Origin of the sequence: Haemophilus sp. CCUG 60358 (assembly GCF_001679485.1) — a bacterium.
GTDB lineage: Bacteria > Pseudomonadota > Gammaproteobacteria > Enterobacterales > Pasteurellaceae > Haemophilus_D.
Map to the genome: position 1 here is coordinate 67,387 of NZ_LZOZ01000003.1, position 22,974 is coordinate 90,360.

The 22,974-nt window shown below is 40.2% G+C and carries 17 protein-coding genes and 1 rRNA gene; 10 read left to right on the forward strand and 8 right to left on the reverse strand.

The window, feature by feature from the left end; all coding sequences use genetic code 11:
- Nucleotides 1-2 precede the first annotated feature (2 nt).
- The gene (locus A9500_RS01515) at nucleotides 3-872 is read left to right on the forward strand and encodes a DUF535 family protein (protein WP_065243639.1); all 870 of its coding nucleotides are present in this window, start codon (nucleotides 3-5) and stop codon (nucleotides 870-872) included.
- A gap of 39 nt (nucleotides 873-911) precedes the next feature.
- On the opposite strand, the gene oppF is transcribed toward A9500_RS01515, so the two are convergent.
- From oppF to A9500_RS01540, 5 genes are all read right to left on the reverse strand, one after another.
- Nucleotides 912-1,910 carry a murein tripeptide/oligopeptide ABC transporter ATP binding protein OppF gene (gene oppF, locus A9500_RS01520; RefSeq protein ID WP_049373847.1) on the reverse strand — a complete coding sequence of 333 codons (999 nt, stop codon included), beginning with the start codon at nucleotides 1,908-1,910 and terminating at the stop codon, nucleotides 912-914.
- Nucleotides 1,907-2,878, reverse strand: coding sequence for an ABC transporter ATP-binding protein (locus A9500_RS01525; protein ID WP_065243640.1), 972 nt, complete (start codon nucleotides 2,876-2,878; stop codon nucleotides 1,907-1,909). Before A9500_RS01525 ends, oppF begins: the two co-directional genes overlap by 4 nt.
- 9 nt (nucleotides 2,879-2,887) lie before the next feature.
- Nucleotides 2,888-3,823, reverse strand: a complete 936-nt coding sequence (gene oppC / locus A9500_RS01530) for an oligopeptide ABC transporter permease OppC (protein WP_007242575.1) — start codon at nucleotides 3,821-3,823, stop codon at nucleotides 2,888-2,890.
- A 9-nt stretch (nucleotides 3,824-3,832) separates the two neighbouring features.
- A complete protein-coding gene (gene oppB, locus A9500_RS01535) occupies nucleotides 3,833-4,753 on the reverse strand; it encodes an oligopeptide ABC transporter permease OppB (protein WP_065243641.1) in 921 nt (306 codons plus the stop codon).
- Nucleotides 4,754-4,828: 75 nt separating this feature from the next.
- On the reverse strand, nucleotides 4,829-6,454 hold the full coding sequence (locus A9500_RS01540; protein ID WP_065243642.1) for an ABC transporter substrate-binding protein: 1,626 nt from the start codon (nucleotides 6,452-6,454) through the stop codon (nucleotides 4,829-4,831).
- Nucleotides 6,455-6,745: 291 nt separating this feature from the next.
- Between A9500_RS01540 and tal the strand changes: the two genes are divergently transcribed.
- The 7 genes from tal (at nucleotide 6,746) to rpoC (ending at nucleotide 19,060) form a co-directional block, all read left to right on the forward strand.
- Nucleotides 6,746-7,699, forward strand: a complete 954-nt coding sequence (gene tal / locus A9500_RS01545; RefSeq protein ID WP_065243643.1) for a transaldolase — start codon at nucleotides 6,746-6,748, stop codon at nucleotides 7,697-7,699.
- Between the two features lie 199 nt (nucleotides 7,700-7,898).
- Entirely contained in the window at nucleotides 7,899-8,645 is a 747-nt protein-coding gene (locus A9500_RS01550) for a VacJ family lipoprotein (protein WP_065243644.1), read from the forward strand.
- A gap of 67 nt (nucleotides 8,646-8,712) precedes the next feature.
- Nucleotides 8,713-9,132, forward strand: a complete 420-nt coding sequence (locus A9500_RS01555) for a RidA family protein (protein WP_065243645.1) — start codon at nucleotides 8,713-8,715, stop codon at nucleotides 9,130-9,132.
- Between the two features lie 312 nt (nucleotides 9,133-9,444).
- The gene (gene rplJ / locus A9500_RS01560) at nucleotides 9,445-9,936 is read left to right on the forward strand and encodes a 50S ribosomal protein L10 (protein ID WP_005694693.1); all 492 of its coding nucleotides are present in this window, start codon (nucleotides 9,445-9,447) and stop codon (nucleotides 9,934-9,936) included.
- A 54-nt stretch (nucleotides 9,937-9,990) separates the two neighbouring features.
- On the forward strand, nucleotides 9,991-10,362 hold the full coding sequence (gene rplL / locus A9500_RS01565) for a 50S ribosomal protein L7/L12 (RefSeq protein ID WP_049357197.1): 372 nt from the start codon (nucleotides 9,991-9,993) through the stop codon (nucleotides 10,360-10,362).
- A 295-nt stretch (nucleotides 10,363-10,657) separates the two neighbouring features.
- On the forward strand, nucleotides 10,658-14,686 hold the full coding sequence (gene rpoB, locus A9500_RS01570; protein ID WP_065243646.1) for a DNA-directed RNA polymerase subunit beta: 4,029 nt from the start codon (nucleotides 10,658-10,660) through the stop codon (nucleotides 14,684-14,686).
- Nucleotides 14,687-14,809: 123 nt separating this feature from the next.
- A complete protein-coding gene (gene rpoC / locus A9500_RS01575) occupies nucleotides 14,810-19,060 on the forward strand; it encodes a DNA-directed RNA polymerase subunit beta' (protein ID WP_065243647.1) in 4,251 nt (1,416 codons plus the stop codon).
- A 185-nt stretch (nucleotides 19,061-19,245) separates the two neighbouring features.
- Here rpoC and A9500_RS01580 read toward each other — a convergent pair whose 3' ends face one another.
- The 3 genes from A9500_RS01580 to metN are packed head-to-tail and all read right to left on the reverse strand — an operon-like array spanning nucleotide 19,246 to nucleotide 21,835.
- Complete coding sequence (locus A9500_RS01580; protein WP_065243648.1) at nucleotides 19,246-20,076, reverse strand: MetQ/NlpA family lipoprotein; 831 nt, start codon at nucleotides 20,074-20,076, stop codon at nucleotides 19,246-19,248.
- A gap of 39 nt (nucleotides 20,077-20,115) precedes the next feature.
- A complete protein-coding gene (locus A9500_RS01585) occupies nucleotides 20,116-20,808 on the reverse strand; it encodes a methionine ABC transporter permease (protein ID WP_005694683.1) in 693 nt (230 codons plus the stop codon).
- The gene (metN, locus tag A9500_RS01590; RefSeq protein ID WP_005694681.1) at nucleotides 20,798-21,835 is read right to left on the reverse strand and encodes a methionine ABC transporter ATP-binding protein MetN; all 1,038 of its coding nucleotides are present in this window, start codon (nucleotides 21,833-21,835) and stop codon (nucleotides 20,798-20,800) included. Before metN ends, A9500_RS01585 begins: the two co-directional genes overlap by 11 nt.
- 174 nt (nucleotides 21,836-22,009) lie before the next feature.
- On the opposite strand from metN, the gene gmhB reads away from it, so the two are divergent.
- Together gmhB and A9500_RS01600 are read left to right on the forward strand one after the other, a co-directional pair.
- Entirely contained in the window at nucleotides 22,010-22,564 is a 555-nt protein-coding gene (gene gmhB / locus A9500_RS01595; protein WP_065243649.1) for a D-glycero-beta-D-manno-heptose 1,7-bisphosphate 7-phosphatase, read from the forward strand.
- Between the two features lie 331 nt (nucleotides 22,565-22,895).
- A 16S ribosomal RNA gene (locus A9500_RS01600) occupies nucleotides 22,896-22,974 on the forward strand; the annotation flags it as partial.

Genomic DNA, 22,974 nt, shown 5'->3' on the forward strand with positions numbered 1-22,974 from the left:
CTATGGAATCTCAAGAGAATCAATATCGCTGGCCAAAAGCGGAAGCCGTTTATCCCGATAGACCTGGGCGTTCTTATACGCTTAAGCGCCTACGTTATCGTCTTCGTGCTTTTTTACACCGTGGATTAATTGCTCAATTTGAGCAATTTATTAACCAGCATCCTTTTCTTGTGACGTTATTAAATGAACATGCAGATTATAGCTATCCGTTAGTTTATCGTTTTTTAGATAAACGTTTTAACAGTAAACAGCGTTTCCAAGCTATCTGCGATAATCTACTTTTTTTACCTAAAAAATTGAGCGCACTTTCAGCACCTATTTATAAAACGTCATTAAGTTTTGGTGAAGTGATTCCTGATTTTGAAATGATATTGTCGATGACCACACACCAACCAATGGAAGGCTATTGGGTATTGGAGTTATGGCATAAACCACGTAATGAATTAGTGTATTTGCTTACTTTTGCCAAACTTGACGAGTCATTGCTTATTTCTGTGGTGCAGGGGCCCAATTTTGAGGGTTCTAAAGAGATGGTGAAGCAACTCACAAAAACTTGTCATGGTTTGCGCCCTGCTTATTTGATGGTGGAAACGATGAAAGCATTGACGAAAGCGTTGGGTTTTAAGACGTTATTGGGCATTCCACAAAAATATCAAAATAAATCGCGTTTTATTCAAAGTTCACATTATGTCGTAGATTATGATGCGATTTTTGCTGAATCAGGTGGACAGTTGAAGGACTATTGGGAATTACCTTTAGAAATAGATAGAAATCTTGATGATGTGCCGAGTAAGAAACGTTCTATGTATCGTAAACGTTATGCGATGATAGATGATTTGGCTAAAGTAATCGAAGAAACGTTAGGATTGTAAAAGTAAAAAGTGCGGTGAATTTTGACCGCACTTTTTGTTTTATAAGACTTTCAAACAAGCCACAAAATGGCTGTTGTTTTGGCTGGTTAAAGGTGGTTTTTGTTTCGCACAATTTTCATCAGCTTTCAGGCAGCGAGTTCGGAACACGCAACCAGACGGTGGATTAATTGGCGAAGGCAGCTCACCTTCAAGTAATTCGATGGACTTATTGCGTTCCAATTTCGGATCGGGAATTGGAACGGCAGACATTAAGGCTTTGGTATAAGGATGTTTGGTATTGTTATATACCTCCTCATCACTGCCTAATTCCATGGCATTGCCTAAATACATCACTAACACGCGGTCAGAAATGTGTTTTACCACCGCCAAATCATGAGCGATGAAAATTAAGGAAAGCCCCATTTCTTTTTGCAGGGATTTCAATAAATTCACCACTTGAGCCTGAATAGACACATCCAGAGCAGAAACAGGTTCATCACAAATGATCATTTTGGGCTCAATGATTAAGGCGCGAGCAATACCGATACGCTGACATTGGCCACCAGAAAACTCATGCGGATAACGGTTAATCAAGTTCGGTAAAAGCCCGACTTTCAACATCATAGCTTGCACTTTTTCTTTCACTTCAGCGGCACTTAGATGTGGTTGGTAGATTTTTAATGGCTCAGCGATGATTTCTCCAATATTCATTCGCGGATTGAGAGAGGCAAGCGGGTCTTGGAAAATCATTTGAATGTCTTTACGCGTTTCTTTCCATTGTTTCGCTGATTGTTTTCGCAAATTTTTGCCAAGCCACAAGATTTCCCCTTCACTCGCTTCGACTAAACCGATAATAGCGCGTGCAAGCGTGGATTTACCGCAACCGGATTCACCCACTACACCGAGAGTTTCACCTGCGTAAAGTTTAAAAGACACATCTTTCACTGCTTTTAAGGTTTGCGGTTTGGCGAAGAAAAGGGATTTATCATTTTTAATTTTAAAACTGACGCCTAAGTGATTGACTTCAAGGAGTAATTCTTTGTTGTTTGAGACTGTCATAGGTTAAATTTCTCCGCGGGTAACCAACAATTACGTAATTGATCGTGATTAAATGTAGTCAGTTTTGGGGCAGTTTGGCATTGTTCGGTAGCAAATTGGCAACGTGGTGAGAATGGGCAACCTTTTGGCAAATGCAACAGATTCGGTGGATTGCCTGGAATGGTCACTAAGTGTTCTTCGTTGCCATCTAAGCGAGGAATTGCATCCATTAAGCCAATGGAATAAGGATGAGTCGGATGATAGAAAATTTGTTCCGCTGTGCCGTATTCCATGGTTCGCCCTGCATACATCACCATGACTTGATCGCAGATACCAGCCACTACACCAAGATCATGGGTAATCATAATAATTGCAGTATTAAATTCGCGTTTTAACTCATTTAACAAGGTCATGATTTGTGCTTGAACGGTCACATCCAAAGCAGTGGTTGGTTCATCTGCAATGAGTAGTTTTGGACGGCATAATAAGGCCATCGCAATCATCACGCGTTGACGCATACCACCCGAAAATTCATGAGGATACATGCCCATGCGTTTTTTTGCTTCTGGCATTTTAACTGCATCCAACATTTTTACGGATTCGGCAAAGGCAGTTTGTTTATCATAGCCTTTGTGCAATTGCAGCACTTCCATGAGTTGTGCACCGATTTTCATGTATGGGTTGAGTGACGTCATTGGGTCTTGGAAAATCATGGAAATTTGCTCGGCACGGATTTTATTCAACTCAGCATTCGGTAAATTGACTAATTCCTTACCTTCAAAAATGGCTGAGCCTTCTACTTTACCGTTGGCTGCCAATAAACCCATTAAAGCAAAGGCCGTTTGTGACTTACCTGAACCACTTTCACCTACAATACCGAGCGTGCTTCCCGCATTAAGCGTGAAGTTTAAATCATTCACCGCAGTGACGGTACCATCGGGTGTTTTGAAGCGAACGTAGAGATTTTTTACATCTAATAAAGGATTCATTATTCGCTCCTATCGGTCTTTCGGATCCAGGGCATCACGCAACCCATCACCAATAAAGTTAAAACAAAATAATGTGAGACAAAGGAAAAATGCCGGGAAAATTAATAACCAAGGCGAGACTTCCATTTGTGCTGCACCATCACTTAATAGCGCTCCCCAGCTACTCATCGGCTCTTGAGTTCCTAAGCCTAAGAAGCTTAAGAATGATTCGAATAGAATGAGTCCTGGTACTTCAAGTGAGGCATACACAGCCACTAAGCCCAATACATTTGGAATAATATGCTTGAAAATGATTTGGCGACGTGGCACGCCACAAACAATCGCCGCTTCGACAAATTCTTTATTTTTTAGGCTGAGGGTTTGTCCCCGCACGATACGCGCAAGACCAAGCCAGGCAATGGCCCCGATCGCGATAAAAATCAAGAAAATATTTTGGCCAAAAAGGGTCACCAACAAAATGACGAAAAACATAAATGGAAATGAGCTAAGAATTTCTAAAAAACGCATCATTAACATATCTGTCTTGCCACCCACATAGCCGGAAATTGCGCCATAAATTGTGCCGATAGTCACGGAAATGAAAGCACCAGCAATACCGACCAATAAGGAAATACGTCCACCGATAGCAGTACGTACCAACAAGTCTCGACCAGAGGCATCAGTACCAAAGAAGTGATAACCTTCCATAGTCGGTGCACTACTCATCATATTCCAATCGGTGTCTTCATAGGTAAAGGGGAAGAACCAAGGCGCAATGGTGATAAATATAATAATAAATGCCAAAATAATGAGACTGGCAACGGCAGCCTTATTGCGGAAAAAACGGCGTTTCGCATCTTGCCATAGGCTGCGGCCTTCCAGTTGCATTTCTTCAATACGGTCAGCCACTTGCTCCACAAAATCCGCATTTTTCTGATTAATCGGCTGAGTACGATAATCTGTCATAACTTGTCCTTAATAACGAATTTTTGGATCGATAATGGCGTATAGAATGTCCACAATCGCATTAAATAAAATGGTCAATGTGCCCACTAAAATGGTGAGACTTAACACCAAAGAGTAATCACGGTTTAATGCACCGTTTACAAATAATAACCCCATGCCAGGTAAACCAAATACGCTTTCGATTACCATTGAGCCGGTAATAATCCCCACAAAAGCAGGCCCTAAATAGGTAATCACAGGTAAAAGAGCAGGGCGCAAAGCATGTTTTAAAATGATTCTTGAGGTTGAAAGTCCTTTAGCTTTGGCGGTACGAATAAAGTTGGAGTGCAGTACCTCAATCATGGATCCTCGCATAATCCGCGCAATTCCCGCGACATACGCGATAGTCAACGAAGCCACCGGTAACACAATATACATGGCCGCGCCACCGTTCCAACCACCGGCCGGCAACCAGCCTAAATAAATAGCGAAAATCAGCACTAAAACCGGGGCAAAGACAAAGCTTGGCATAATGACCCCGAGCATAGAGAAACTCATCAAAATATAATCCCAACGACTATTTTGGTTGAGTGCGGCAAGGGTACCGGCGGTTACGCCCAAGACCACGGCAAAGGCGAAAGCGACCATACCTAATTTTAAGGAAACAGGAAAAGCGGAGGCAATTAAGTCGTTGACCGATTGATCTTTATATTTAAAAGAGGGACCAAAATCGCCTTTGGAGAGATTTTCCAAATAAAGAAAATATTGTTTATGTAATGGTTCATTTAAATGGTATTTAGCCTCGATATTTGCCATAACTTCTGGCGGGTAAGCACGTTCCGAGGTGAACGGACTGCCAGGGGCGAGGCGCATCAGAAAGAAGGAAAAAGTAATCAAAATAAACAGCGTCGGTAAGGCTTCCAACAGCCGTTTAAAAATAAATTTGAGCATAACAACTCCAACCAAAATAGGAAAAGTGCGGCTAAAAACAAGGGATTTTTAACCGCACTAAATATCGGCAATAAATTAATGTTTAATAATATAAAGATTGCGTAAGTAGATTTGATCTTGCGGATCTTTGCCGGTGTAGCCTTTCACATAAGGTTTTACTAAACGCGGATTGACATAGTTAAAGATTGGTACAATACCGTAATCTTTTGCAAGAATTTCTTCGGCTTTCGCATAGGCTTTTGCACGGCCTTCGGCATCGGTTGCAGCGTAGGATTCGGCTATTGCTTTATCATATTCCGGATTCGCATATTTCGCGGTGTTATTGCTGGAATTAGATAAGAAATAGTTACCAAATGTGGTTGCTTGGTTGTAGTCCGCATTCCATCCTGCACGAGCAACATCGTAACGACCGGCACGACGACTATCGATATAGGTTTTCCATTCTTGGTTTTCTAATTTTACATCCACTAAGCCTTTAGTATTGGCTTTCCACATAGAAGCTGCAGCGATGGCGACTTTCTTGTGGTTTTCGTTGGTGTTGTAAAGAATGCTGAATTTTAATGGATTCGCTTTGCTATAACCCGCTTCTTCTAAGAGTTTGATGGCTTCTTCATTACGCTGTGCCATTGGTTCTTTGGAATAGGCCGGTTGTTGAATGAGCTGACCTTCTTCGATGTAGGTTGGCGTAAACACATAAGTTGGCGTTTGGCCTTGGCCCAAAACTTTATCGGTGATTACATTACGATCAAGGGATAAATTCAAGGCTTTACGAATATTCACGTTATCAAAAGGCGCTTTCTTATTGTTTAACTCGTAAGAATAGGTCGCAAGGGTGCGAGTAATGTATACTTCACCTGGCAATTCTTTTTGTAATTTAGCGAATTGTTCTGGCGGTAAACCATAACTGGTCATATCTAAATCGCCTGCACGATAACGCGCCACATCGGTACTAGGGTTTTCAATCGCAAGGAATGTTGCACTGTTAATGACAGTCTCTTTATCGTTCCAGTAGAGTGGGTTGCGTTCAAATTCGATTTTTTCGTTAATAATGTGGTTTGCCAGTTTATAGGCACCGTTACCTACATAGTTTTCTTTTTTCACCCATGCATCACCTAATTTTTCGACTACTTTTTGCGGTAATGGCAATAAGGATTGGTGAGTCGTTAAACTAACTGCATAAGGGACAGGATTGGTCGCATGAACTACAAAGGTATAATCATCTTTTGCTTCAACCCCTAATTCAGCTGGTTTTTTCTTACCGTCAATGATGTCTTGCGCATTTTCAACTTGTAAATAACTTAGGTAACTTGCATAAGGCGCAGCAGTTGCAGGATCCACTAAACGACGCCACGCAAACACGAAATCGTGCGCGGTAACGGGATCGCCATTTGACCATTTGGCATCTTTACGTAAATGGAATGTCCAAGTTTTAAAGTCTGGCGTATTTTCCCAACTTTCAGCTACACCCGGTTGAAGTTTACCTTCAGAGTCTGAGGTGACGAGGCCTTCAAGTAATTGATAAGCAACGTTAGATTCAGGTACACCTTCAGTTTTTTGTGGGTCAAAACTTTGTGGTTCAGCCCCGTTATTGATCACGATATGTTGTTTTTCATCTAATTGCGTTCCCTCAGGTACTATAACCGCTTGAGCAGAATAGGAAAGAGCAAGAGCAATTGCAGAGAAAAGTAGTTTGTGTTGCATTTGAGCCTCCTTGTCATTAGGCGATATTTTTATAAAGAGTCTTTCTCTTATTAGCTCAAAATGTCATTTTTGTAAAGATTTGTCAGGAAATTATTTGAAGAAAAATTGAGTTTTGTGATTTGTGTCTAATAAATCGCTAAAAAAATTGCTAAAAGTGATGATATGAGAGGGGGGCTAGAATGTATTGGTTTTCCCTATCGTAAATATTTCCCTGGATAAATTGCCCTTTTAAAGTTAATTGTGCTATCGTAACCTGACTAGATTTAAACAAGTCCATTCAAGGAGAATACAATGACAACACAGTTAGATTCACTTCGTAATATGACCGTCGTCGTAGCGGATACTGGCGATATTGATGCAATCAAAAAATACCAACCACAAGATGCAACAACAAACCCATCTTTAATTTTAAGTGCTTCAGCATTACCACAATACGCCCCATTAATTGATGAAGCGGTTGCTTATGCAAAAGCACAAAGTGCAGACAAAGCGCAGCAATTAATTGATGCAGAAGATAAATTAGCGGTAAACATTGGTTTAGAAATTTTAAAAATTGTCCCTGGACGCATTTCAACAGAAGTAGATGCTCGCCTTTCTTACGATACCCAAGCAACCGTTGAAAAAGCACGTAAACTTATCGCGCTTTATAATGCGGCAGGTATTTCAAATGATCGTATCTTGATCAAAATTGCTTCAACATGGCAAGGTATCCGTGCAGCAGAAATTCTTGAAAAAGAAGGGATTAACTGTAACTTAACCTTATTATTCTCCGAAGCACAAGCTCGTGCCTGTGCTGAAGCTGGTGTTTACTTAATTTCGCCATTCGTAGGTCGTATCTTAGACTGGTACAAAGCAAATACCGATAAAAAAGAATATGCTCCGGCAGAAGACCCTGGTGTTATTTCTGTAACTAAAATTTATAACTACTACAAAGAATACGGTTATAAAACAGTGGTAATGGGTGCAAGTTTCCGTAATGTCGGTGAAATTATTGAATTAGCAGGTTGTGATCGTTTAACTATCGCTCCCGCTTTACTCAAAGAATTACAAGAAAATTCAACCGCACTTGTACGTAAACTAGACTACAAAGGTGAAGTAAAAGCGAAACCTCAACCATTAACTGAAGCTGAATTCTACTGGCAACATAACAGCGATGCGATGGCTGTCGAAAAATTAGCAGATGGTATTCGTAAATTTGCAGTTGACCAAGAGAAATTAGAAGCAATGCTTTCAGCAAAACTTTAATTTAATAGATAAGAAAGTGCGGTTAGAAATAACCGCACTTTTTGTTTATGCAGGGAACAAAAGTGATTTTTTGAAAACTAAAAATACGATTTCAATAATGGCTAACAGGAAGAGCAATCTCAAGGTTTAAATAAATTCTTTTGTAGTTATCTTTCAAGTTGGTTAGAATAAAGACAATTTTTTGTAATAGGAAAGTGGAATGAAAAAAGCACCTTTACTTGCGGTAGGCTTAATGGCAACGGCTTTTTTAACAGGTTGTGCAACCAAAGCTGATGGTGAACGCAATGATAAATTAGAAGGTTTTAACCGTACGATGTTTGATTTTAACTATAAAGTCATGGATCGCTACGTGTTAGAACCTGCAGCAAAAGGCTGGCGTGATTACGTGCCGACACCGGTCACAAAAGGTTTATCCAATGTGGCAAACAACTTGGATGAGCCAGTGAGCTTTGTAAACCGTTTATTAGAAGGTGAGCCGAAAAAAGCCTTTGTTCACTTCAACCGTTTTTGGATTAACTCAACCTTTGGTATCGGTGGTTTATTTGATTTTGCAAGTGCAAGCAAGGAATTACAAGTTTATGATCAACGTAGCTTTGGTGAAACATTGGGCACCTACGGTGTAGATGCGGGGGCCTATATTGTATTGCCTATCTATAATGCGACGACACCTCGTCAATTAACGGGTGCAGTAGTTGATGCAGCTTATACCTATCCGTTCTGGAATTGGGTAGGTGGTCCGTGGTCACTTGTGAAATACGGTGTGCAAGCGGTAGATAAACGCTCGAAAACATTGGACCAAACCGAGTTGCTAAATCAAGCACAAGATCCTTATGTCACCTTCCGCGAAGCTTATTATCAGAATTTAGAATTTAAAGTAAATGATGGCAAAGTGAAAGAAGGTTCGCAGAAAGAACTCTCTGATGATGTATTAAAAGAAATAGATTAATTGGGTAAAAAGTGCGGTCGTTTTTACCGCGTTTTTTAAGGTAACGAAAAAGAAAGGGAGAACAATCATGTCTAATTATGGAATTCGTATTAAAACTACCGTCAATCCTATTCATACTAAAAAAGCCCCAGCAGCAATTGGTCCTTATGTTCAAGCGGTAGATTTAGGTAATTTAGTTTTAACATCGGGGCAAATCCCTGTCAATCCAGCAACGGGTGACGTACCAAAAGATATTGTGGCTCAGGCGCGTCAATCGTTAGAAAATGTGAAAGCGATTATTGAAGAAGCCGGTTTGAAGGTGGGTGATATTGTAAAAACCACTGTGTTTGTGAAAGATCTTAATGATTTTGCAGCAGTAAATGCAGAGTATGAGAAATTCTTTAAAGAAAATAATCATCCGAATTTCCCTGCGCGTTCTTGCGTAGAAGTTGCTCGATTACCAAAAGATGTAGGTGTGGAAATCGAAGCAATTGCTGTAAGAAGATAATGGCAAAGTGCGGTTAAAATCTGCAGATTTTTTCTACAATAGGCTTTACAAGAGCAAGATTAATCACTATAATCTCGCTCCTAAATTACGCTTAGCGTAAAATTTCTGGTTGGTGCTTGACCTATTCAAGCCCCGTCCAAGACCGTAGGGAATGATTAGTAATAATCGTCTTAATAATCCTACGTAGATGGTGAACAGAATAAGAATATTTCTTGCTTCTGGGCACCGAAGTCGTCCTAGTCTGAAAGATAACTCTTTCGATGAGGTAAATTAATTCCGAGAAATCGGAGTGTATTCAGGAGCTAAAAGCCAATGGCATTAAATCTTCAAGACAAACAAGCAATTGTTGCTGAAGTAAATGAAGCAGCCAAAGGTGCACTTTCAGCAGTAATCGCGGATTCTCGCGGTGTAACTGTTGATAAAATGACTGAATTACGTAAAGCAGCTCGTGAAGCTGGTGTGACAATGCGCGTTGTTCGTAATACTTTATTACGTCGTGCGGTTGAAGGCACTGATTTCGAATGCTTACAAGATACGTTTGTAGGTCCAACACTTATCGCATTCTCTAATGAACACCCAGGTGCAGCAGCACGTTTGTTCAAAGATTTTGCTAAAGCAAACGATAAGTTTGAAATTAAAGGTGCAGCCTTTGAAGGTAAGATCCAAGATGTTGAATTCTTAGCAACATTACCAACTTACGAAGAAGCAATTGCACGTTTAATGGGCACAATGAAAGAAGCTGCGGCAGGCAAACTTGTTCGCACTTTTGCGGCATTACGCGACAAATTACAAGAAGCAGCTTAATCATTAAGCGTTTCTTACTTCATTTAACTTTATTAATTTTAGGAATTGATTGTTATGTCATTAACTAACGAACAAATCATTGAAGCGATTGCTTCTAAATCTGTAACTGAAATCGTTGAATTAATCGCAGCGATGGAAGAAAAATTCGGCGTTTCTGCAGCAGCAGTAGCAGCAGCTCCAGCAGCTGGCGGCGCAGCAGCAGCGGCAGAAGAAAAAACTGAATTCGACGTAGTTCTTGCTGAAGCTGGTGCTAACAAAGTAGCAGTTATCAAAGCAGTACGTGGTGCAACTGGTTTAGGCTTAAAAGAAGCTAAAGACTTAGTTGAATCAGCTCCAGCTAACTTAAAAGAAGGCATTTCTAAAGAAGAAGCTGAAGCACTTAAGAAAGAATTAGAAGAAGCTGGTGCAAAAGTAGAAATCAAATAATTTTTGATTCACTTATGTCCTGTTTCTCAGGCTTAATGGCTGGTGGTTTACCATCAGCCATTTTGTGCTATCAAAAACAGCACAAAAAACAGATAGGCATTTTCCGTTTAATGGTATCTGTTTCCACTTAAATTAATCAGACGTTTTAATTTAAGTAGCCCACTACAGAAGTAAGGTTCAGAGTGCGGTATCCGAAACGGCGTCAATCTCCGATATAAATAAAAGCGTCAATCAATTTGACCGCACTTTTTTATATCAACTCGGTCTCACTAAAATTTACAGAGGAAAACCAATAATGGGTTACTCCTATACTGAGAAAAAACGAATTCGTAAAGACTTCGGCAAACGTCCGCAAGTTTTAAATGTACCTTATTTATTAACCATCCAATTAGATTCTTTTGATAAATTCATTCAAAAAGATCCTGAAGGTCAACAAGGCTTAGAAGCTGCATTCCGTTCTGTTTTCCCAATCGTAAGCAATAACGGTTATACAGAATTACAATATGTTGATTACCGTTTAGAAGAGCCAGAATTTGATGTGCGTGAATGTCAAATTCGTGGTTCAACTTATGCAGCAGGTTTACGCGTAAAATTACGTTTAGTTAGCTACGATAAAGAATCTTCATCACGCGCAGTCAAAGACATTAAAGAAAGCGAAGTATATATGGGTGAAATCCCATTAATGACTGACAACGGTACCTTTGTTATCAATGGTACTGAGCGTGTTATCGTTTCACAATTACACCGTAGCCCGGGCGTATTCTTTGATTCTGACAAAGGTAAAACACACTCTTCAGGTAAAGTGCTTTATAACGCACGCATTATCCCTTACCGTGGTTCTTGGTTAGATTTCGAATTTGATCCAAAAGATAACTTATATGCGCGTATTGACCGTCGTCGTAAATTACCGGCAACCATTATTTTGCGTGCGTTAGGTTACACCGTTGAAGAAATCTTAAACTTATTCTTCGACAAAGTAACTTTCGAAATCGCTGGCAATAAATTACTCATGACATTAGTGCCAGAACGTTTACGTGGTGAAACGGCAACATTTGATATTGAAGCAAATGGCAAAGTATATGTAGAACGCGGTCGTCGTATCACTGCTCGTCACATCAAAGCATTAGAAAAAGATAATGTGACACAAGTTGAAGTGCCAACTGAATATATCGCAGGTAAAGTTGCAGCGAAAGATTATGTAGATCTTGAATCTGGTGAAATCATTTGCCCTGCAAATGGCGAGATTTCTTTAGAAGTGTTAGCGAAATTATCGCAAGCAGGCTATAAAGTGCTCGAAACATTATTCACCAATGACTTAGATTACGGTCCATATATTTCTGAAACATTACGTGTTGATCCAACTTATGATCGTGTAAGTGCGTTATATGAAATTTATCGTATGATGCGTCCAGGTGAACCACCTACACCAGAATCTTCAGAAGCATTATTCAACAACTTATTCTTCTCTGCAGAACGCTATGATTTATCTGCAGTAGGTCGTATGAAGTTTAATCGCTCGTTAGGTATTCCTGAAGGCGAGGGTACGGGTATTTTAAGTAACGACGATATCATTCGCGTGATGAAAAAACTCATCGATATCCGTAATGGTCGTGGTGAAGTGGATGATATCGACCACTTGGGTAACCGTCGTATTCGTTCAGTGGGTGAAATGGCAGAAAACCAATTCCGTATTGGTTTAGTTCGTGTAGAAAGAGCGGTTAAAGAGCGTTTATCTTTAGGCGATTTAGATGCGATCACGCCACAAGACTTAATTAATCCAAAACCAATTTCTGCGGCAGTGAAAGAATTCTTTGGTTCTTCACAACTTTCGCAATTTATGGACCAAAACAACCCATTATCAGAAGTGACACACAAACGTCGTATTTCTGCATTAGGTCCAGGCGGTTTAACGCGTGAACGCGCAGGCTTTGAGGTACGTGACGTACATAACACTCACTATGGTCGTTTATGTCCAATCGAAACCCCTGAAGGTCCAAACATCGGTTTGATCAACTCACTTTCTGCGTTTGCTCGTACTAACGATTATGGTTTCTTAGAAACCCCATATCGTAAAGTAGTGAATGGTCAAGTAACCGAAGAAATCGAATACTTATCTGCAATTGATGAAGCAAACTACATCATTGCACAGGCGAACTCAAACCTTGATGAGAACAATCGCTTTACAGATGCATTCGTTACTGCTCGTGGTGAACGTGGTGAATCTGGTCTTTATAAACCAGAAGAAATTCATTATATGGACGTTTCAACCCAACAAGTGGTATCTGTGGCTGCAGCGTTAATTCCATTCTTAGAGCATGACGATGCGAACCGTGCCTTAATGGGTGCGAACATGCAACGTCAAGCGGTTCCTACTTTACGCGCTGATAAGCCGTTAGTGGGTACAGGTATGGAAAAACCAATCGCACTTGACTCAGGTGTGGCGGTTGTCGCGAAACGTGGTGGTACTGTTCAATACGTTGATGCGTCTCGCATCGTTATCAAAGTAAATGAAGATGAAACTGTAGCTGGCGAAGCGGGTATTGATATTTATAACTTAATTAAATACACCCGTTCTAACCAAAATACCTGTATCAACCAAATTCCTTGTGTGAATTTAGGCGATCCAATTAACCGTGGTGAAGTATTAGCTGATGGTCCTTCAACAGACTTAGGTGAATTAGCATTAGGTCAAAATATCCGTGTGGCGTTCATGCCTTGGAACGGTTATAACTTCGAAGACTCAATGTTAGTTTCTGAGCGTGTAGTACAACAAGACCGCTTTACGACAATCCACATTCAAGAATTATCTTGTGTGGCGCGTGACACTAAATTAGGTTCTGAAGAAATCACTGCAGATATTCCAAACGTAGGTGAATCTGCATTAAGCAAATTGGATGAATCAGGTATCGTTTATGTGGGTGCTGAAGTGAAAGGTGGAGACATCTTAGTCGGTAAAGTCACCCCTAAAGGCGAAACGCAATTAACACCAGAAGAAAAATTGTTACGTGCAATCTTCGGTGAAAAAGCATCTGATGTGAAAGACTCTTCATTACGTGTACCAAACAGCGTAAGTGGTACTGTAATTGACGTTCAAGTCTTCACCCGTGATGGCGTAGAAAAAGACAAACGTGCATTAGAAATTGAAGAAATGCAGTTAAAACAAGCTAAGAAAGACCTTTCTGATGAATTAGAAATCTTAGAAGCTGGCTTGTTTGCTCGTGTACGTAATGTACTTATCGCTGGCGGTATTGATGCGGCTCAATTAGATAAAATGGATCGCACCAAATGGTTAGAACAAACCATTTCAGATGAAGAAAAACAAAACCAATTAGAACAGCTTGCTGAGCAATATGAAGAATTACGTAAAGAGTTTGAACACAAACTTGAAGTACAACGTAAGAAAATCATTAAAGGCGATGACCTTGCACCAGGCGTGTTAAAAGTGGTTAAAGTTTACCTTGCGGTGAAACGTCACATCCAACCGGGTGATAAAATGGCGGGTCGTCACGGTAACAAAGGTGTTATCTCAAAAATCAACCCTGTGGAAGATATGCCATACGATGAAAACGGTCAACCGGTTGAAATCGTATTAAACCCACTGGGCGTACCGTCTCGTATGAACATTGGTCAGATCTTAGAAACCCACTTAGGCTTAGCGGCGAAAGGTATCGGTGATCAAATCAATGCGATGATCAAACAAAAACAAGATGTTGAGAAACTTCGTGGCTATATGCAAAAAGCATACGATTTAGGTCATGGCGCACAAAAAGTTGATTTAAGCACCTTTAGCGATGACGAAATCATGCGTTTAGCGGAAAACCTACGTAAAGGTTTACCGGTAGCAACACCTGTGTTTGATGGTGCTGCTGAGCAAGAAATCAAAGAAATGTTGAAACTCGGTGGCTTACCAACTTCAGGTCAGATTACGTTATATGATGGCCGTACTGGTGAAAAATTCGAGCGTCCAGTAACTGTAGGTTATATGTACATGCTCAAATTGAACCACTTAGTTGATGACAAAATGCATGCTCGTTCAACCGGTTCTTATAGTCTTGTTACTCAACAACCACTTGGTGGTAAAGCACAATTCGGTGGTCAACGTTTCGGTGAGATGGAGGTATGGGCACTTGAAGCATATGGTGCTGCTTACACCTTACAAGAAATGTTAACTGTGAAATCCGATGACGTGAACGGCCGTACGAAGATGTATAAAAACATCGTTGGCGGCAACCAACAAATGGATCCGGGTACACCGGAATCTTTCAACGTAATTATGAAAGAAATCCGTTCACTTGGTTTGAATATCGAATTAGACGAAGAGTAATCGACAAACCTGTCTTCCCCTGTTCGCAGGGGAAGCAAAAGGAAGAAATCGCCGAAGTGCGGTTAAAAAACAAAATATTTTTGACCGCACTTTGAAACCCTTAACTCCGACAGGAGACTATTTGTGAAAGACTTAGTTAAGTTTTTAAAAGCACAATCAAAAACGAGTGAAGATTTTGATGTGATTAAAATTGGGTTAGCTTCTCCAGACATGATCCGTTCTTGGTCATTTGGTGAAGTTAAAAAACCTGAAACAATCAACTATCGTACGTTCAAACCTGAGCGTGATGGTCTTTTCTGTGCACGTATTTTCGGGCCTGTAAAAGATTACGAATGTTTATGCGGTAAATATAAACGCTTAAAACACCGTGGTGTGATTTGTGAAAAATGTGGTGTTGAAGTAACACAAACTAAAGTGCGTCGTGAACGTATGGGCCATATCGAATTGGCTTGCCCAGTTGCACACATTTGGTTCTTAAAATCACTTCCATCCCGTATCGGTTTATTACTTGATATGCCGTTACGTGATATTGAACGTGTGCTTTACTTTGAAATGTACATCGTGACCGAACCGGGTATGACCGATTTGGAACGTGGACAGTTATTAACTGAAGAACAATTCCTTGATGCTGAAGACCGTTGGCAAGATGAATTCGAAGCGAAAATGGGTGCTGAAGCAATTCAAGATTTACTTAAAGGTATTGATCTTGAAGTGGAATGTGAAAAATTACGTGAAGAGTTACAAGAAACTAACTCTGAAACAAAACGTAAGAAAATCACTAAACGCTTAAAATTATTAGAAGCTTTCCAACAGTCTGGTAATAAACCAGAGTGGATGGTGATGACTGTATTACCAGTACTTCCACCAGATTTACGTCCGTTAGTACCATTAGATGGTGGTCGTTTTGCAACATCTGATTTGAACGATTTATATCGTCGCGTGATCAACCGTAACAACCGTTTAAAACGTTTATTAGATTTAATCGCACCAGATATTATCGTGCGCAACGAAAAACGTATGTTACAAGAATCTGTTGATGCGTTATTAGATAATGGTCGTCGTGGTCGTGCGATTACGGGTTCTAACCGTCGTCCATTAAAATCACTTGCGGATATGATCAAAGGTAAACAAGGTCGTTTCCGTCAAAACTTATTAGGTAAACGTGTTGACTATTCTGGCCGTTCTGTAATCACTGTAGGTCCATACTTGCACTTACACCAATGTGGTTTACCGAAGAAAATGGCATTGGAATTATTCCGTCCGTTTATCTATGCAAAATTAGAAAGCCGTGGTTATGCAACTACAATCAAATCGGCTAAGAAAATGGTTGAGCGTGAAGACGCGATCGTTTGGGATATCTTGGCAGAAGTTATTCGTGAGCACCCAATTCTATTGAACCGTGCGCCAACACTTCACCGTTTAGGTATTCAAGCGTTTGAACCACTTCTAATCGAAGGTAAAGCAATCCAGTTACACCCACTTGTTTGTGCGGCGTTCAACGCGGACTTCGATGGTGACCAAATGGCGGTTCACGTCCCATTAACACTTGAAGCGCAGTTAGAAGCGCGTGCGTTAATGATGTCAACCAACAACGTACTTTCACCAGCAAACGGTGATCCAATTATCGTTCCATCACAAGACGTGGTGTTGGGTCTTTACTATATGACCCGTGAAAAAGTAAACGGTAAAGGCGAAGGCATGTTATTGCAAGATCCGCGCGAAGCTGAAAAAGCATATCGCACAGGTGAAGCAGAGTTACATTCTCGCGTTAAAGTACGTATTACTGAATATGTGAAAAATGAAGCTGGCGAATTAGAAGAGAAAACCACATTAACCGATACCACTATCGGTCGTGCAATCTTATGGATGATCGCGCCTAAAGGCATGCCTTATTCATTGTTCAACCAAACATTAGGTAAAAAAGCGATTTCTAAACTCATCAACGAAGCGTATCGTCGTTTAGGTTTGAAAGAAGCGGTAATGTTTGCTGACCATATTATGTATACTGGTTTTGCTTATGCTGCTCGTTCAGGTTCTTCTGTGGGTATCGACGATATGGTTATCCCAGAGAAAAAATACGAAATTATTTCTGCAGCGGAAGAAGAAGTGGCAGAAATTCAAGAACAGTTCCAATCTGGCCTTGTAACAGCTGGCGAACGTTATAACAAAGTCATCGATATTTGGGCTGCGGCGAATGAGCGCGTAGCGAAAGCGATGATGGAAAACTTATCTCAGGAAGAAGTCATCAACCGTGAAGGTAACCCTGAGAAACAAGCTTCTTTCAACAGCATCTTTATGATGGCTGACTCTGGTGCGCGTGGTTCTGCAGCTCAGATTCGTCAGTTAGCAGGTATGCGTGGTTTGATGGCGCGTCCAGATGGTTCGATCATCGAAACCCCAATTACAGCGAACTTCCGTGAAGGTTTGAACGTACTTCAGTACTTTATTTCAACCCACGGTGCGCGTAAAGGTTTGGCGGATACCGCATTAAAAACAGCAAACTCTGGTTACTTAACTCGTCGTTTAGTTGACGTAGCACAAGACTTAGTAATCGTTGAAGATGACTGTGGTACGCACGAAGGCTTAGTCATGACCCCATTAATCGAAGGTGGCGATGAGAAAGTTCCACTTCGCGAATTAGTGTTAGGTCGTGTTGTGGCTGAAGATGTGTATAAACCAGGTACAGAAGAAGTCTTAATTGCACGTAACACTTTATTAGATGAAAAACTTTGTGATGTGTTAGATGCAAACTCAGTGGACAGCGTAAAAGTACGTTCTGTTGTAACTTGTGATACTGACTTCGGTGTATGTGCGAAATGTTACGGTCGTGACTTAGCGCGTGGTCACCTCATCAACCAAGGTGAAGCAGTAGGTGTTATCGCTGCTCAATCTATCGGTGAGCCAGGTACACAGTTAACCATGCGTACGTTCCACATCGGTGGTGCAGCTTCTGCAGCCGCGAAAGAATCTAGCGTACAAATCAAAAACAACGGTACTTTACACCTTGCTAACGCGAAATTCGTTGTGAATGATGAAGGTAAATTAGTGTTAACTTCTCGTAATACTGAATTAACCGTAACCGATGAATTTGGTCGTACGAAAGAACACTATAAAGTGCCTTACGGTACTGTGTTGAATAAAGCAGATGATCAAGAAGTATCAGCGGGTGAGACAGTAGCAAACTGGGACCCACATACCATGCCAGTTGTCTCTGAGGTATCAGGTTTTGTGAAATTCATCGATATCGTGGATGGTTTAACTGTAACTCGTCAAACTGATGAATTAACCGGTCTTTCTTCTATCGTGGTACAAGACGTGGGTGAACGTGCAACTGCAGGTAAAGATTTACGTCCAACCATCAAATTAGTTGATGCAAAAGGTAACGATATCTTCTTACCTGAAACTGACGTTATTGCACAATACTTCTTACCAGGTAAAGCAATCGTAAGTTTAGATGACGGTGCGGAAGTGAAAGTGGGTGAACCACTTGCACGTATTCCACAAGAATCTGTGGGTACTAAAGATATTACCGGTGGTCTTCCACGCGTTGCTGATTTATTCGAAGCTCGTAAACCGAAAGAGCCTGCTATCTTGGCAGAAATTTCAGGTATCGTGTCCTTCGGTAAAGAAACCAAAGGCAAACGTCGCTTGTTAATCACCCCAACTGAAGGTGAAATCTACGAAGAAATGATTCCAAAATGGCGTCAGCTCAACGTATTTGAAGGTGAGATGGTAGAACGTGGAGACGTGATTTCTGATGGTGCAGAGACTCCACATGATATCTTACGTTTACGTGGTGTTCGTGCTGTAACTGAATATATCGTGAACGAAGTGCAAGAAGTTTACCGCTTACAAGGGGTAAAAATTAACGACAAGCACATCGAAGTAATCGTACGTCAAATGTTACGTAAAGCAGTCATCACGAAAGCTTATGACAGCGAATTCCTCGAAGGGGAACAAGTTGAAGTGGCTCGCGTGAAAATTGTGAACCGTAAACGTGAAGCGGAAGGTAAACCACCAGTTGAATTCGAACGTGAATTACTTGGTATTACCAAAGCGTCATTGGCGACAGAATCCTTCATTTCTGCGGCATCGTTCCAAGAAACCACTCGCGTGCTTACTGAAGCAGCGGTGGCGGGTAAACGTGATGAATTACGTGGCTTGAAAGAGAACGTAATCGTAGGTCGTTTAATCCCTGCAGGTACTGGTTTTGCGTATCACCAAGGTCGTCATAAAAAACGTATTGTAGATGATGTTGTGATTAAATTGTCTGAAGACGATGAAGCAGCAATTGCTGATGAATTCGTGATGACAGCAGATGATGCAACAACTAACTTGGCAGAAATGCTTAATATGGCAGATGATGCAGAGTAATCGCTAATCGATAAAATAAAACCCGAGTTTAGGCTCGGGTTTTTTATTATCTCAATAAAGAAAGTGAGGTCAGTTTTTAATGAATTTTTCTTTTGGAAAAGTATTGTAAAAAATGACCGCACTTTCTTTTCATCAATAAAAGGCCACCTTGTTGGTGGCCTTAAAATATTGAGTTTAAGCTAAGATTACCAGCCTTTTACAACACCATCTTTAAAGTGTTTTTTCGCTTCTTGGTAAACTTCTTCAGTTTGGTATGCTTTTACGAAATCTTGGATCGCTTTGCTGTCTTTGTTATCAGTACGTGAAACAATAATGTTTACGTATGGAGAATCTTTATCTTCTACGAATACACCGTTATCTTGCGCATTTAAGCCAACTTGGCCCGCATAAGTGTTATTTACAACAGCAAGATCAACATCATCTAATGCACGAGCTGCAACAGAAGTATCTACTTCAGAGATTTTGAAGTTTTTCGGATTTTCAACAATATCTGCTACAGTTGAAAGAAGGTCATTAACATTTTTAAGTTTGATTAAACCTTGTTTTTCAAGAAGAATTAATGCTCGACCACGGTTTGAAGGATCGTTTGGAACAACGATTTTAGCACCTTCTTTTAAATCATTTACATTTTTGATGGTTTTAGAATAACCAGCAAGCGGGTAAACAAAGGTGTTACCAACGATCACTAAGTTATTTAAGTTTTTCGCTTTTACATCTTCATCTAAGTAAGGTTTGTGTTGCATTGCGTTAGCATCTAAATCACCTTTAGATACAGCAGTATTTGGTAATGCGTAGTCATTGAATAAAACAAATTCAACATTTAAGTTGTATTTATCTTTTGCCACTTTTGCAGCGGTTTCGGCTACTTGGTGCTCAGGACCCGCCATTACACCAACTTTGATTGATGTTGCAGCAGGCGCAGTTGACGCTGCATCTGCTTTTTTCTCTTCTTTACAACCTGTTAATACTAATGCTGACGCGATAGCGGTGATAGCAAATAAGTTTTTTAATTTCATGTTTTTTCCTTGTTGTGAATAAAATGGTATAGAAAATAATTAACGGTGATCTACTCGTTTTGCGAGCGTGTCGCCTAATTTTTGACTGAGCATGACGATTATCACGATAACAATCGTAGCCGCCCAAGTTACCGATGGCATATTACGATAGACGCCATAGTTAATGGCGAGGCTTCCTAAGCCGCCACCGCCTTGCGTTCCCGCCATTGCGGTATAGCCAATTAATGTCACGAAGGTGAGTGTAATCGCATTAATAAGCGTTGGTAAAGATTCAGGCAAATAGAATTTACGAATAATTTGCCAATTGGTTGCGCCCATGGCTTTTGCTGTTTCAGTCAAACCGGTTGGGATCTCAAAAAGTGCATTGCTCGTAAGACGTGCAAAAAATGGTGTTGCTGCAGCACTTAATGACACAATTGCCGCATTAGAACCAATACTACCGCCAGGAAGTAACCAACTGGTAAGCGGAATTAAAGCGAGTAACAAAATAATATAAGGGATTGAACGTCCGATATTAATAATGACGTTTAAGAACGCATTGAGTTTTTTGTTTTCTAAAATCGCGCCTTTATTGGTTAAAAAGGTTAAAAAACCAAGTGGTAAGCCTAATAAAGCCGCAATTAATGTCGACAATACTGACATATAAACCGTTTCAACGGTTGATACCGTTAATAAACTCGCAAAATTATCGGGGAATTGTTGGCTAAATGTTGCCCATAAATCATTGAACATAGCCTAGCACCTCTACTCGAACGTTATTTTCCATTAAATAAACTTTGGCTTGCGTAATCGCATCTTCATCACCTTCAACCTCCGCAATGGTAAAGCCAAATTTTACCCCACCGGCATAATCAATTTGTGAGGTTAAGATACTGAGCTCTACGCCAAATTTTTTCGATGCTTGAGAAAGTAATGGCGCATCGACGGAGCGACCAGTAAATTCAAATTTGATGATCGGATACGATTTGGCATGTTTTGGCGTATCAGATAAATTTTCTAAATATTCTTCCGGCAACGTAATGTGGAAAGTCGAACTGATAAATTCTTGGGCCAATTCTGTTTTCGGATTAGAGAAAATTTCGCTCACAGTGCCTTGTTCAATCAGGCGACCTTTATCAATCACGGCAACTTGATCGCAGATGCGTTTAACCACTTCCATTTCATGAGTGATAAGAAGAATGGTGATACCTAAAGTGCGGTTGATTTCTTTTAATAATTTTAGAATGGATTGAGTTGTAGCGGGATCCAATGCGCTGGTGGCTTCATCACAAAGTAAGACTTTAGGATCGCTTGCAAGTGCACGCGCAATCGCTACACGTTGTTTTTGACCGCCTGAGAGATTAGCTGGATACACATTATGTTTATCACTTAATCCTACAAGCGCTAAAAGTGCGGTCGTTTTTTCTTGAATTTCTGCTTTCGATTTATTTTCTAATTCAAGTGGCAATGCTACGTTTTCAAAAACGGTTCGAGAGGTCAACAAATTAAAATGTTGGAAAATCATGCCGATTTGGCGGCGTGTTTTCACTAATTCAGCATCAGAAAGTTGAGTCAGATCCACATCATCGATGATTACGGCACCGTGAGTTGGTCTTTCTAATAAGTTTACACAACGGATAAGTGTACTTTTACCAGCACCAGAAGCACCAATGACACCACAAATCTGACCCTTCGGCACATGTAATGAAACATTATCAAGTGCGGTCAGTTTTTTATCTGGAAGTGTAAAAATCTTCGTAATGTTATTTAGCTTAATCATATAAGCCCTTGTTCTCAGTTAATATTTGAATTTCATTTGTATTCTAGACGTCTAGAATGCTGTGTCAATATCTTCGAGGATCTTTTTTAGACAGATCAGTTATGACTTATTATTGCTTATATTAAGGATAAAAGGGATAATTTTTTTTTAAGAAAAAGATAAATGAGAAAATATATGAAGAAAGCTGTTTTTTTAGATCGTGATGGCACTTTAAATATCGACCATGGTTATGTCCATAAAATTGATGATTTCCAATTTATAGAAGGCAGTATTGATGCATTAAAAGCTCTAAAGGAAATGGGATACCTTTTGGTTTTAGTAACCAATCAATCTGGTATCGCACGTGGATATTTTTCAGAAGATCAGTTTTTGCAACTTACAGAATGGATGGATTGGTCATTAGCTGATCGTGGTGTCGATCTCGATGGAATCTACTATTGTCCTCATCATCCAGAAGGGAAAGGCGAATATAAAGAAGACTGTGCATGCAGAAAACCAAAATCAGGTATGTTACTAGAGGCAATTAAAGCGCTGAAAATCGATCCGGCACAATCTATTATGGTTGGCGATAAGATTGAAGATCTTAAAGCAGGCATTGGCGCAAAAGTGAAAACGAATATTTTAGTGCGAACAGGTAAACCTATCACTGAAGAGGGAGAGAATCTCGCTGATTATGTTTTGGATTCTATTGTAGATTTGCCAAGAATAGCAAAACGATTAATTAAGTAACAAAAATGATCTATTTTTTGTGCGAATAGGCGAAAAGATCTTCAACCAATAAAAAATTTACATTTTTTTACAAAAAGATCTTGCAAAGGCGTCTGAAATGCCTATAATGCACCCCACACAACGACGCGCCGTTGTGAATCTTAAGAAAAACCGGTGCGTCGTTATTTTTTGCTCTTTAACAATATATCAGACAATCTGTGTGGGCACTTGTTGATTGACTTGTTTTAAAAATATTTTTTAATTTTGAAGTCTTAATAGGTGCTAACTAGAAATTCATAATACTTTTTTAAGTAGTGACATTTTATGTCAGCAGTATTGAGCGATTAAACTTGAATTGAAGAGTTTGATCATGGCTCAGATTGAACGCTGGCGGCAGGCTTAACACATGCAAGTCGAACGGTAACATAAAG